Source organism: Rhizobium leguminosarum (genome assembly GCF_002953715.1).
GTDB classification, from domain to species: domain Bacteria; phylum Pseudomonadota; class Alphaproteobacteria; order Rhizobiales; family Rhizobiaceae; genus Rhizobium; species Rhizobium leguminosarum_V.
This window is the reverse complement of sequence record NZ_CP025012.1, coordinates 417,606-431,054: the sequence shown is the minus strand read 5'-3', so window position 1 is coordinate 431,054 and position 13,449 is coordinate 417,606. Positions and strand designations below refer to the sequence as shown.

The window sequence follows — 13,449 nt, the reverse complement described above, 5'->3', positions numbered from 1 at the left end:
CCCTAAGCGCTTGACGCGTTTCATCAATCCCCAGCGCTGGGTGGCAACCGGATGGGACATAAGGGCAAAACAGGAGTTGAGCGATGCTAAAATTGCCAGTAGACGATATTGGATCTTTCGCCTATCGATTGCTTATGAAATCGTCGCTTGAACATATGCCGCTTCGCAAGCAGCGAGAACTCGGCCGCGTCCTGGAAATCCTTCACGAGGAATTCGAGGACGCGTTGAAGGAAGGCACGGCCGATTTCAAGAAGCGCGGCAGGATCCTGAAGATTCTCCTCTTCGGCTCCTACGCCAAGGGCGGATGGGTCGATGAACCTTTCACGATGAAGGGGTATCGCTCCGATTTTGATCTCTTGATCATCGTCAACAACCGCAAGCTCTGCGAATTCGCCGAATACTGGCACAAGGCAGCCGACCGGCTGATCCACGACGCTTCGATCGAAACACCGGTGAGCTTTATCGTGCATTCCAGACGCGAAGTGAATACCTACCTCAAGGAAGGGCAGTATTTCTTCTCTGACATTCGCAAGGAAGGCATCGTTCTCTACGAACTGGACGATGAGCCGCTTGCGGAACCTATGCCGCACTCGCCGGTGGATCAGCTGCGGGTGGCCAAGGAGCATTTTGAAGACCGACTAGAGGCCGCAAAAGAGTTCTTCGAACTGGCCGAACATGCTCGTACCAGACGCTACAGAAAACGAGCTGCCTTTCTCATCCATCAAGCATTGGAGCAGACCTATTCCTGTGTCCTGCTGACCCTTACCAACTACGGTCCACCTTCCCACAATATCAAGTTTCTGCGCTCGCTCGCCGAGGAGCAAGACCGCCGCCTAGCCGAAGCCTTTCCGCGTGATCAACACAAGGAACGCGCCTGGTTCAACACACTGAACGAGGCGTATGTGAAGGCGCGCTATTCGAAACATTTCGAAATCAGCGAGGAAGCGCTTGGCTGGCTCGCGGAACAAACCGCGTTACTGCTCGAACTGGTCCGGACGGTTTGCGAAGGGCACTTGGAGATCCTTAAAAGAATAGTTGGCAGCGACATAATCAAGCGAGATTCGCTGTCATGCGGTTGACCAGCTGCGTGAATGGAATTCGTCATCTCGGGCACGACCGGCTACAAATCTTCAATTGCTACAAAGATGACGGCCTGGAGGCCCTGACGGATCGGTCGCGACAGCCGGTGCGTTGCGCCAACCACTACTTGAGCCGGTCGAGGCGTTGATCATCTCGTAAAAGAAGCCGCATTTGGGTGCCAGGAAAATCAGAGAGCTGCTAGTCAAGCGCCTGGACGGCGATGCGCGCGTGCCGTCGAACGGAGAACTTTGGGAGCGATCGACGGCCCGTTCGACACGAGGTTGTCACCCGTGTCTTAGGTACGATCTGTTACCTATGTCTTCGATATGGACAAGGGGGAGATGGTACGGTTGGGGGGTCTCGAACCTCCGACCTCAGGTGCCACAAACCTGCGCTCTAACCAACTGAGCTACAACCGCATAAATCGCGCTTGGCGCGACGGGGGTCACATACGAGGACTTGGCGAGGAATTCAAGTCCCATTCCTCATCAATATACAAAAAGGCTGGACGCGAGGTCCAGCCTTTTATCTCCGATCGGTAAGGACCGATCAGGCAACCTTGAAGGAAGCCATAGCCTTTTCGGCGGCGTCCTTGGAGGGCTTTGCGAGCTTCTCAGCCACCTGCTTGGTGGTTTCCTGGATCGACTTCGCCTGCTCGACGGTGAGTTCGGCCTGCTTGCGGATGAACGAGGTCTGCAGCTCGAAGAATTCGGCCGGCGACTTGACGCCGAGCAACGCTTCGAAGTGCGACAGCGAGTTCTCGGAATTGATGCGCAGGATGTCGATCGCCTTCAGGCCGATCTCGACCGAGCCGGCCTGTGCCGTCTGGACGGTGGCTTCGAGCGTCTTGCCGGCTTCCTCGCCAGCGGTCTTCAGCTTGGCATAGGCATCCTTCGACTGCTGAGCGCCCTTTTCGGCGAATTCACGGAAAGATTCCGTGAACTTGGACGGGTCGAAAGAAGCGATTGAAAAAACGTCGTCGGTCTTTATGGTAGCCATGGGTCGCATCCTTTGGGTTGAGGCAGCCGCTGCCTGCGTTTGTTGGATGATGCTTATATAAGACATTTCATTGTGCATTGCAACAATTATTGTGCAGTGCACAAGACGTTAACCTTTCCGGCCGAAAACCCCCTCCTCTTCTGGACCGGCATGCGCCCCGCAGTTATTAATAAGCCGTTAATTTAAGAAGGCCGACAGCGACAAGGTTCGAACATGCCCGCAGTCCAATATCCGTTCATCGATATCGCCGTGCATGCACGGGTACGGGAACGCTTTTCACGCGGCGAGGCCATGGTGCTGTTTTCGGCCGATCTCGCCCGTCTGCTCTGGGCGAACGGTGCGGGTGCGGAGCTTTTCGGTCATTCAGCGGTCTATGATCTGCTCGATCAGGGCGTCGATCGCGCCGACATAACCTTCCGCCAACTGGAAACGGCGGCGCGCCAGCTCACCGATATCGGCGACAGCCGCAGCCTGATGATCCGCGTTGCCAAGGGCTTTCAGCGTGCGCAGGTACAAGCGGCCGCCGAACTGATCCGGCTTTCCCAGGGCGAAAAGGCCATCCTGTTTTCAGTGCCGATCTCGGCAAAGCCACTCGCGGCCGGCGCATCGGCGGCCCAGATGCTGCAGGGACTTGATGATCCCGATACGCACATGGCGGTGATCGGCGCCAATGGCGAGGTCATCGCGGCTTCGCCGGGTTTTGCCTCGCTCGGGATCTCCGAGCAGACGGCAAAGACCTTGATCAACCTTGCGGGCGCACATCCCGACCGGTTGGTGAAGCGTCCCGTCGCCACCGCCAGAGGCAATCTTCCGGCCGCCGTCGGCAAGCTCAGCGACGATCCGGCGCTCAATCTGCTCTTTGCCGTGGAGACTGCGGTCGGCCATCTCGACCCGATCGATGCGCCCGCGCTCGACCCAGTCGATGCGCCCGCACAGGAAGAAAGCGTACCGCCGGCCGAAGCGCTTCATGACGAGCCAGTCGCCGCGACAGGCTTCACCGAGATCATCGACGCGGTCTCGGGGATCGAAGAGGTCGAGGAGACGCTCGAAGAAATAGCCGGCGAAAGCGAACAGCCGGCCGAGACAGCTGCATCCACAGACGAGACGGTTGATGATGGGCTGTATCCTGCTGCGGATGCGGAGCCGGAGAGCGACGACGGCATGATCGATAGCAGCGCGGCTGAGGCCTACGAGCCCGCCGCGGTCATCGATGACGATTTGACCTCCGTTGCCGAGGCGGTCGAACCGCCTGTTGAAGCCGGCGAAACGCCTATCGAAGACACGCCGGAAGCGGTCCATGAAGAGCCCGTCATCGCAACGCCTGTGGCCACCGACGTGCCCCCTGCCCCTGAGCTTGCGGCTGAGCCCGGCTTCGTCTTCAGGCCGAACAGCCGCGCCACGCGCTTCGTCTGGAAGATCGACGCCGAAGGCCGGTTCAACGAGGTCAGCCACGAATTTGCCGAGGCCGTCGGTCCGCATGCATCCGACATCATCGGATCTGCCTTTGGCGATGTCGCCGCCCTCTTCAATCTCGATCCTGACGGCAAGCTTTCCGAGGCGCTCGCCCGCCGCGACACGTGGTCGGGCAAGACGATCCTCTGGCCGGTCGAAGGCACCAGCCTCGTCGTTCCGGTCGATCTGGCGGCGCTGCCGACCTATACCCGCAACCGCGACTTCGATGGGTTCCGCGGCTTCGGCGTCGTCCGGCTTTCCGATGCCCAGGAAGATCCGCTGGCGCTCGGCCTGACACTTGGCCCGGACGGCGTTGGCCATGATGCAGCAAGCCTCGGCCCACCTGCCGAAACCATTGCCGAGGTGGTACACGAAGCGGAGACAGCGCTTGAAGAGCCGCTGATCGAACCCGTCCTGACGGAAGAGGTTGAGGATCAGGCGCCGCAGACGGAGCCAGCGCCGGAAGAGATTGCCACCGAGCAGGCGGCGATCGAGACACCTGCCCAGGAAAGTGCTGCAGAAAGAGCGGAAGGCAGCGCCGATGCCGGCGACGTTTCCGCCGCCGAGCCCGCAACGGATCTTCCGCAAGAGCCGCCGGCGCTTCGCATTTCGGAAACGCCCAATCGCCGTTTCTCCGACAGGATCGTTCAGCTTCACAACGCCAGCGCCGGACTGACGGCCGCCGAACAGGCCAATTTCCGCGAGATCGCCAAACGCCTCGAAGCCTTCGGAGCCAACAAGGACGGGCCTGCCGTCCCGGCGCCGATGGAACCCGCCGTCACTGAAACCGCCGGCTTCGAAAAAGCCTCCGGACCCGAAGAGTTCGAGGCCGACATACCCGCCGTCGAGAAGGCGGAAACACCGTCGCTCGAGGAAACGGCGCCGCTGGAGGCGATCTTCGAGAATGCCGTCGAGGCTGAGCGCGAAGACGACGTCGTCGCCGAAGAGCCTTCAATCATCGCCGAGGACGAGGCGACGGAAGGGCTTGAGGAGACGGTCAGCCAGATCGAGGTTCTCACAAGCTTCATCCCGCCGCGCGTCAAGATGACGGACGGGCTTTCGGTGGGCACGGTCGACCAGCTGCCTGTTGCCGTGCTCATTCATATCGGCGATGCGCTGATCCATGCCAATCCGGAATTCATGCGGCTGACGGGCTACGGCACGCTCGAGGCATTGCGCGAGGTGGGCGGCATCGAAGCCCTGCTGCAGCGCCGCGAACTCGAGGAAAAGTCGGTCGGCTCCGGCACCATGATGCTTGTCAAGGCCGATGATACGCTGGCGCCGGTGACCGCGCGTCTACAATCGGTGCGCTGGGACGACGCCAACGCATTGATGCTGGCGTTGATGCCGGTGGAAGGCAAGGAAGATGGCCGTGGCGAAGCAAACCGGTCCGAGGGCCGTCCCGAGCGGATGGTCGAGAAGGTCGCCAAGCTTCAGGTCGAAGTGGAGGAATTGCGCTCGATCCTGGAAACGGCGACCGACGGCGTCGTCGTCATCGGCACCGACGGCGACATCCGCTCGATGAACCGGTCGGCCAGCGCGCTTTTCAATTACGACGAGCAGGAGACGCGCGGCAAACCCTTCGTCATGCTGTTTGCCCATGAGAGCCAGAAAGCGGTCATCGACTATCTGAACGGCCTCTCCGGCCATGGCGTGGCGAGTGTGCTGAACGATGGGCGTGAAGTGATCGGCCGCGAGGCCGCCGGAGGCTTCGTGCCGCTGTTCATGACGATGGGCCAGCTCACCTCCTCCAACGGCTATTGCGCCGTCATTCGCGATATCACCCAGTGGAAGCGCACCGAGGACGAGCTGCGCAATGCCAAGGGCGCGGCCGAAACCGCCAACGCCCACAAGACCGATTTCCTCGCCCGTGTCAGCCACGAGATCCGCACGCCGCTCAACGCCATTATCGGCTTTTCCGACATGATGGCGGGCGAGCGCTTCGGCCCGATCGGCCATCCGCGTTATATCGAATATGCCAATGACATCGGCCGCTCTGGCCGGCACGTGCTCGACATCGTCAACGACCTGCTCGACATTTCGAAGATCGAAGCGGGCGAGATGGATCTCGATTTTGATGCCGTCGGTCTCAACGAGGCGGTTTCCGAGGCCGTGGCGCTGATACAGCCGCAGGCGAATGGACAGCGCGTCATCATCCGCACGGCGCTGTCGCAATCGGTGCCCGATGTCGTGGCCGATCTACGCTCGATCAAGCAGATCGCCCTGAACATCCTGTCGAACGCCATCCGCTTCACCCCATCAGGCGGGCAGATCGTCGTTTCCACGTCCTATGAGACCAATGGCAGCGTCGTCCTCAGGGTCCGCGATACCGGCATCGGCATGACGCGCAGCGAACTCGACCAGGCGATGAAGCCGTTCCGGCAGGTCTCCTCGACCCAATCGCGCCATCGCGGCGACGGCACCGGGCTCGGCCTGCCGCTGACCAAGGCGATGGTGGATGCCAACCGGGCAACGTTCTCGATCAATTCGACGCCGAACGAGGGCACGCTCGTCGAGATCACCTTCCCGTCGCAGCGCGTGCTGGCCGGCTAACGCACCGCTTTGCGCGTCTGAAAAGACGCGCGGCGGTGTAAGCGCATAAAGAAAAGGCAGCCAGAGGCTGCCTAGAATTTAGTGCTGTTCAACAAGAGCTCAGTCGATCAACGTCATGTTTCGGAGGCCAGAAAGCCCCAGGCCGCCTCGTTCATGTGCGACCCCCAAGATGGCTTCACCTTTGACAAACCTTTCTTAACGAAAGGTTTCCATGACAGGAGATTGATAGAGGGTGAAAGCTTGTAGTTTCCGATCGCTGTCAGTCCTTCAGTTCGTTTAGCCCGGCGAAGAGCCGCAGCGCCTCGGGATTGGCGAGCGCTTCCTGGTTCTTCACCGGCCGGCCGTGAACGACCTCGCGCACGGCAAGCTCGACGATCTTGCCGGATTTGGTGCGGGGAATATCGGCAACCGCGATGATCTTCGCCGGCACGTGCCGCGGCGAGGCGCCGGTGCGAACACGCGTCTTGATCGCCTTGACGAGATCCTCCGTCAGCGCCACACCGGGGGCAAGGCGAACAAAGAGGATGACGCGCACGTCGTCGTCCCACTCCTGGCCGATGCAGAGCGCCTCGGCCACCTCCTCCATCTGCTCGACCTGATTGTAGATCTCCGCTGTGCCGATGCGCACGCCGCCGGGATTGAGCGTCGCATCCGAACGGCCGTGGATGATCAGGCCGCCATGCTCCGTCCATTCAGCGAAATCGCCATGGCACCAGATATTGTCGAAGCGGTCGAAATAGGCGGCGCGATATTTGGCGCCATCGGGGTCGTTCCAGAACATCACCGGCATCGAGGGGAAGGCCTTGGTGCAGACGAGCTCACCCTTCTCCCCGCGCACCGGTTTGCCATCATCGTTCCAGACATCGACGGCAAGGCCGAGGCCAGCCCCCTGGATCTCGCCGCGCCAGACCGGCTGCAGCGGATTGCCGAGCACGAAGCAGGAGACGATATCGGTGCCGCCCGAGATCGAGGCGAGCTGCACGTCTTCCTTGATGCCCTCATAGACGAAGGTGAACCCTTCCGGCGACAGCGGCGAACCGGTGGAGGTCATCAGCCGCAGGCTGGACAGATCGTGACTTGCGCGCGGCGTCAGCCCGCCCTTGCGCACCGCATCGATATATTTCGCCGAAGTGCCGAAGATGGCGAATTTTTCGGCCTCGGCATAGTCGAACAGCACGTTGCCGTCGGGTGCGAAGGGCGAGCCGTCGAACAGGCAGAGCGTTGCGCCGCTGGCAAGGCCACTGACCAGCCAGTTCCACATCATCCAGCCGCAGGTGGTGAAGTAGAACAGCTTCTCGCCCGCCTCCAGGCCACAATGCAGCCGCTGCTCCTTGAGATGCTGCAGCAGAGTGCCGCCGGCCGAATGCACGATGCATTTCGGCACGCCCGTGGTGCCCGATGAAAAGAGGATGTAGAGCGGATGCGCGAAGCCAAGCCGCGTGAACTCGACTTCCCGTGCCGCATAGGGCGCGACAAAGGCCTCGAGCGTTGAAGCCCCTGGCGTCTTGCGCGCCACTGCCTCCGCATCGCCGGCGTAGTGGACAATGACGGAGGGAACACCCAGACTTTTTGTGACGGTGGCGACCTTGGCGCCGACATCCTGCAGCTTGCCGGAATACCAATAGGCATCGCAGGCGATGAACAGCCTCGGGCCGATCTGGCCGAAACGGTCGAGCACACCCTGCTCACCGAAATCAGGCGAACAGGACGACCATATGGCGCCGATCGAGGCGGCGGCGAGCATGGCGGCGACGGTCTCCGGCATGTTCGGCATCATGGCGGCGATGCGGTCGCCCTTGCCGATGCCGAGTGCTGAGAAGGCCTGCTGCAGCTTCGAGACCAGCGCGCGCAGCCGGTCCCACGACCAGCGGTCCTCGGCCTTGTCCTCGCCGCGGAAGATGATCGCATCACCGTCACCACGGCCAGACAGAAGGTTTTCGGCGAAGTTCAGCGTCGCATCGGGAAAGAAGCGGGCGTCCAGCATGCGGTCGCCATTGGCAAGCACCTCTGCGCCGCGCTCTCCCTTCACGCCGCAGAAATCCCAGACGGTCGACCAGAAATTCTCCCGCTCGGCCACCGACCATGCATGCAGATCCTCAAAGCCAGAAAGAGAAAGCCCGAAATCGGCATTGCAGCGTTTTATGAAGGCATGGATCGGGCTCTTTGCAATGGCATCCTGCGAGGGCACCCAAAGTGGTCTGTTATCCTGCATTCAATCCTCCTCCCCAATGCCGTCCTTATATCATGCTGCATTGCATTATAAAGCGCGGAACCGACGCGATCCGTCGCCTGGAGCATGATGCCGAAAAGTGTGAGCGGTTTTCGGACGACATCATGCTCCAACTATTTAATTGAAAGTGCTACAGCGTCCTTTGCGCGTCTGAAAAGACGCGCGGCGCTGTAGGGGATTTGCATATGCCTGATATTTCCTATATCCGGCGAAATCAGCGCATAACGGGATGACCGGCTGAATTTGCCGGCGGAGATCATGAGCACGTCAAGACATCGCAGGTGGCGCAGGAAGATCGGACCCGTTTCGCGCTGGCTTCCGGCCTTCGCCCGCCTGTCGACGGTATTCCTGCTGATCGCGCTCGCGCTTTTCGTGGCGCTCAGGGTCGCCGCACCCTATCTCATCTCGACCGGCTTCGTGCGCTCCGGCATCGAGGACGCGCTGTCGAAATGGACGGGCTACCATGCCGAGATCAAGGGTAGTCCGGTTCTCGAATTCTGGCCGACGCCGCGCATAACACTGAACCAGATCACCATCCGCCAGCCGCGCGAAAACGGCGACAAGATGCTCGGCAGCATTGAAAGCCTGTCGGCCGATTTCAGCCTCATCGATGCGTTGCGAGGCCGGACAAGCTTCCACGAATTCCATCTGGTGCGCCCCAACCTGGCGCTGACGCGCGACGAGAAAGGCCTGATCGACTGGAGTTATGCCGGCCTGCTCGCACGCGCGATCAACGGCGTACGCTCCGAAAACGGAGCTGAGGTGCTCGCTCCGGATCTCGATGCCGAGATCGGCGCAGTGACGGTCGAGGACGGCACGTTTGTGGTCACCGACATCAAGTCCGCCAAGACCTATCATTTCGACAGCGTCACCGCAGATATCGCCTGGCCGAGGCTATCCGGCGCGATCTCGGCGGTCGTCATCGCCCGCATCAACGGCGAGGACCTGAAAGTCGATTTCGCGTCGCGCCAGCCGCTGCTCGCCTTTGCCGGCGGGAATGCCGAGGCACGAACGTCGCTCACATCAAACCTGCTGACGGCGCGCTTCCAGGGGATTGCCAGCATCGCCAGCCTTTCGGCCCTTTCCGGCAATATCACCGCCAGCATTCCTGATGTGCCGGCGCTGCTGACGTGGTCGGGCAAATCGATCCCGGGCATCGCAACGTTGAAGAGCGCTTCGCTGGAATCCGACATCATGTCGTCGGGCAACGGGCTGCGCTTCAACAATCTCAGTCTGTCGCTGAACGAAGCGAGTGCCACGGGGGTGATGGACCTTTTCACCCAACCTGGCAAACGCCCGAAGATCGGCGGCACGCTCGCCTTCGACCAGATGAACCTCAAGCCCTTCCTCGACGCCTTCGCGCTCAGGCTCGCCGCCGGCGAGGCGGAGGAAATCTCCGCCGGCATAGGCGGGCCGCTGCAGGCGCTCGACCTCGACGTCAGGCTTTCGGCGCGGCGCGCGCAGATGGGTCTCTTCGAACTTTCCGACGTCGGCGCCAGCGTGATCGTTGCCGGCGGCGAAGCGAAATTCGATATTGGCGACAGCCAGTTCGAAGGCGGCGAGATGACCGCGCATCTGGAAGCGACGCAGCGCGACTTCGATGGCGGCGGCAAGCTACAGCTGTCGATCCGCAATGCCGACTTCGCAGCCCTTGCCGAGCGCCTGCAGCTGAAGGGTCCGCTGCCGCTTGCGACAGGATCACTCGATCTCGACCTGCAGTCGCCGAAGGCGATCTGGACGACCGGCCTTGCCGACGTCACCGGCAAGCTGCGTTTCTGGACGGGGGAAGGTACGATTCCGGGCGTCGATGCCGCAGCACTCCGGACGCAGGCGGCCGAAAAGCCGTTCTTTCCGCTGAGCGCGGCAGCAGGCGGCGCCTTCGCCTTCAACCAGTTGAACCTTCAGGCGGATTTCGCCAACGGCACCGCCGAGATGCACGACGCCCATATCGCCGGCGCCACACAGACGCTGACACTTTCGGGCGTCATCACCTATCAGTCGAACGGGCTGGCGCTATCGGGATCACTGGAGGCAACCGATCCGGCCAAGGCGGCAGAGCTGCCGCTTCTGCCGTTCTTCGTCGGCGGTTCATGGCCGAACCCGGTGATCTCGCCGGTTCCGCTATTCGGCAATACACCCCACGCGCAATGAAGCATGTCGCGCAAAAGTGTGCAGCGGTTTTGCGATAACGACATGCGTAAAATAGAGACATAAAGCGCGAGGAGCACGCGCTTTAGACCTCACGCACCGGCCGCAGCGGCGCGCTCGTCCCTCTGCCGCTGCGTTTCGCGGCGCTTGGTGATGATTGAGGCGCAGATGACGCCGAAGGCGACGACGCCGATCAGGATCGTGCACACCGCATTGATCTCGGGCGTCACGCCAAGGCGAACCTGGCTGTAGATCCTCATCGGCAGCGTGGTGGCGCCAGGCCCCGAGGTGAAGCTCGCAATCACCAGATCGTCAAGCGACAGGGTGAAGGCCAGGATCCAGCCGGAGAGCACGGCGGGCGCGATGATCGGCAGGGTGATCTCGAAGAAAGTACGCACCGGCGGCGCGCCGAGATCCTGGGCCGCTTCCTCGATCGAATGATCGAAACTCAGCAGGCGCGACTGCACGACGACGGCGACGAAGCACATGGTCAGCGTCGTATGCGCAAGCGTGATCGTCCAGAAGCCGCGGTCGAGACCGATCGCCACGAAGAGCAGCAGCAATGACAGGCCGGTGATGACCTCCGGCATGACGAGCGGGGCATAGACCATGCCAGAAAACAGCATGCGGCCGCGAAAGCGCGTGTAGCGCACCAATGTCAGCGCCGCCATCGTGCCGAGGATGGTTGCCAACGTCGCCGACAGCAGCCCGACGCGCAGCGTCACCCAGGCAGCGTCGAGCAAGGCCTGATTGCTCATCAACGAGACATACCATTTCGTCGAGAAGCCGCCCCAGACGGTCACGAGTTTGGATTCGTTGAAGGAAAAAATCACCAGAAGCACGATCGGCAGATAGAGGAAGGCGAAGCCGAGCGTGACGGAGACGATGTTGAAGCGGGTCCATTTCAGCATGGTTTATTTCCCCCGCTCTTCGGCTTTGGCCTGGACATTCTGGAAGAAGACGATCGGGATGACCAGGATCAGCAACAGGATGGTCGCCACCGCCGAGGAGACCGGCCAGTCGCGATTGGAATTGAACTCGTTCCACAGCGTCTTGCCGATCATCAGCGTCTGCGACCCGCCGAGCAGATCGGGAATGACGAATTCGCCGACGGCCGGGATGAAGACCAGCATGCAACCGGCCACCACGCCGGGAATCGACAGCGGGAAGGTGACGCGCCAGAAGGCGGTGATCGGCGGGCAGCCGAGATCCTGTGCGGCTTCGATCAGCGTGCCGTCCATCTTCTCCAGCGCCGAATAAAGCGGCAGCACCATGAAGGGCAGATAGGAATAGACGATGCCGATATAGACGGCGGTATTGGTGTTGAGGATGATCAGCGGTGTATCGATCAGGTGCAGCGACAGCAGCAGCTGGTTGAACAGCCCCTCCGGCTTGAGGATGGCGATCCAGGCGTAGACGCGGATCAGGAAGCTCGTCCAGAAGGGCAGGATGACGAGCATCACCAGCGTCGGCCGCAGGCCACGTGGCGCCTGCGCCATGCCGTAGGCGATCGGATAGGCGATCAGCAGCGTCAGGAAGGTGGAGATCGCGGCGATCACCACGCTCGACACATAGGCGTTGAAATAGAGCGGGTCGTCGGTGAGGTAGGTGTAATTGTCGAAGGAGAATTCGCCGATCTTGCTTAAGAGGCCGGCCCAGCCGTCGGCGAAGGAGAAGACAGGCTCATAGGGCGGCATGGCGATCGCCGTCGTCGACATCGAAATGCGGAAGACGATGAAGAAAGGCGCCAGGAAGAAGAGCAGCAGCCAGGCGTAAGGGATGACGATGACGAGGCGATTGTAGAGGCCGGACGTGAACTTGCCCATGATGTCAATCCTTCAGCAGGACGCCGGCATTCTCGTCGAAGGAGACCCAGACTTCCTGATCGTAGGTGAAGGGGTCGTCGACGGAGCGCTGCGCATTGAGGGACGAGGCCTTGACGACGTTGCCGCTTTGCAATTTCACATGGAAGACGGTCATGTCGCCGAGATAGGCGATATCCCAGAGTTCGCCTTTGGCGGCGTTGACGGACGCATTGGCGGGAGCCGTGCGCCCGACCCGCATCTTTTCCGGCCGGATGGCGAAGCCGACGGCGCTGCCTGCCGAGGGTGTCTCGGCGGCGGCGACACGCACGCTGAAGCCGCTATCGACTGATATCTCGACGGTGCCGTTGCCCGATGAGGCGACCTTGCCATCGAAGATGTTCACGTCGCCGATGAAATCCGCAACGAAACGGCAATTCGGCGCCTCGTAGATTTCGGCCGGCGTCGCCACCTGCACGACCTTGCCGTGGCTCATGACGGCGATACGGTCGGCCATGGTCATCGCCTCTTCCTGGTCGTGGGTGACCACGACGAAGGTGAGGCCGAGATTCTGCTGCAGGTCCATCAGCTCGAACTGGGTTTCCTCGCGCAGCTTCTTGTCGAGCGCGCCGAGCGGTTCGTCGAGCAGCAGCACCTTCGGGCGCTTGGCGAGCGAGCGGGCCAGCGCCACGCGCTGGCGCTGGCCGCCGGAAAGCTGGTTCGGCTTGCGGGAGGCAAATTGCTCCAGCTTGACGAGCTTCAACATCTGCAAGACGCGGTCAGTCATCTCGTCCTTCGCCATGCCGTCCTGTTTCAGGCCGAAAGCGATGTTCTTCTCGACCGTCATGTGCGGGAAAAGCGCATAGGACTGGAACATCATGTTGACGGGACGCCGATAGGGCGGCGTGCCGGCCATGTCGGTACCGTCGAGCACGATTTCTCCCGAGGTCGGCTGCTCGAAGCCGGCGAGCATGCGCAGAAGCGTCGACTTGCCGCAGCCGGAAGCGCCGAGCAGCGCGAAGAACTCGCGGTGATAGATGTCGAGCGACAGGTTATCGACGGCGGTGAAATCACCGAAACGCTTGGTGACGTTCTTGATTGAAATGAAGGGCTTGGCGGACGGATCGGTCCAAGGTGCGAAAGAGCGGCGAATATTGCCTAGAGACTTCATATTGTTCCCCGAAA

At 61.2% G+C, this 13,449-nt stretch carries 8 protein-coding genes, 1 tRNA gene and 1 pseudogene; 4 read left to right on the top strand and 6 right to left on the bottom strand.

The window, feature by feature from the left end:
- Window positions 1-83: 83 nt before the first annotated feature.
- Window positions 84-1,079, top strand: a complete 996-nt coding sequence (locus tag CUJ84_RS02140; protein WP_027685939.1) for a nucleotidyltransferase and HEPN domain-containing protein — start codon at window positions 84-86, stop codon at window positions 1,077-1,079.
- A gap of 15 nt (window positions 1,080-1,094) precedes the next feature.
- Window positions 1,095-1,317: pseudogene (locus CUJ84_RS39355) on the top strand (helix-turn-helix domain-containing protein); the annotation flags it as partial.
- 105 nt (window positions 1,318-1,422) lie between these two features.
- Here CUJ84_RS39355 and CUJ84_RS02130 read toward each other — a convergent pair.
- Window positions 1,423-1,499, bottom strand: a tRNA-His gene (locus CUJ84_RS02130).
- 130 nt (window positions 1,500-1,629) lie between these two features.
- Window positions 1,630-2,079 carry a phasin gene (locus CUJ84_RS02125; protein WP_003545621.1) on the bottom strand — a complete coding sequence of 150 codons (450 nt, stop codon included), beginning with the start codon at window positions 2,077-2,079 and terminating at the stop codon, window positions 1,630-1,632.
- Window positions 2,080-2,292: 213 nt separating this feature from the next.
- Between CUJ84_RS02125 and CUJ84_RS02120 the strand changes: the two genes are divergently transcribed.
- Complete coding sequence (locus tag CUJ84_RS02120; protein ID WP_105004998.1) at window positions 2,293-6,084, top strand: ATP-binding protein; 3,792 nt, start codon at window positions 2,293-2,295, stop codon at window positions 6,082-6,084.
- A gap of 259 nt (window positions 6,085-6,343) precedes the next feature.
- Here CUJ84_RS02120 and CUJ84_RS02115 read toward each other — a convergent pair whose 3' ends face one another.
- A complete protein-coding gene (locus tag CUJ84_RS02115) occupies window positions 6,344-8,296 on the bottom strand; it encodes an acetoacetate--CoA ligase (RefSeq protein ID WP_105004997.1) in 1,953 nt (650 codons plus the stop codon).
- 276 nt (window positions 8,297-8,572) lie between these two features.
- Between CUJ84_RS02115 and CUJ84_RS02110 the strand changes: the two genes are divergently transcribed.
- On the top strand, window positions 8,573-10,465 hold the full coding sequence (locus CUJ84_RS02110; RefSeq protein ID WP_105004996.1) for an AsmA family protein: 1,893 nt from the start codon (window positions 8,573-8,575) through the stop codon (window positions 10,463-10,465).
- Window positions 10,466-10,554: 89 nt separating this feature from the next.
- Here CUJ84_RS02110 and CUJ84_RS02105 read toward each other — a convergent pair whose 3' ends face one another.
- Genes CUJ84_RS02105 through CUJ84_RS02095 form a run of 3 tightly spaced genes read right to left on the bottom strand, consistent with a single transcriptional unit; the run spans window position 10,555 to window position 13,435 of the window.
- Window positions 10,555-11,373, bottom strand: coding sequence for an ABC transporter permease (locus CUJ84_RS02105; protein WP_027685943.1), 819 nt, complete (start codon window positions 11,371-11,373; stop codon window positions 10,555-10,557).
- A 3-nt stretch (window positions 11,374-11,376) separates the two neighbouring features.
- A complete protein-coding gene (locus CUJ84_RS02100; protein WP_027685944.1) occupies window positions 11,377-12,288 on the bottom strand; it encodes an ABC transporter permease subunit in 912 nt (303 codons plus the stop codon).
- A gap of 4 nt (window positions 12,289-12,292) precedes the next feature.
- Window positions 12,293-13,435 (bottom strand): ABC transporter ATP-binding protein, encoded by a 1,143-nt coding sequence (locus tag CUJ84_RS02095; protein ID WP_027685945.1) that lies wholly within the window; start codon window positions 13,433-13,435, stop codon window positions 12,293-12,295.
- Between the last annotated feature and the right edge of the window lie 14 nt (window positions 13,436-13,449).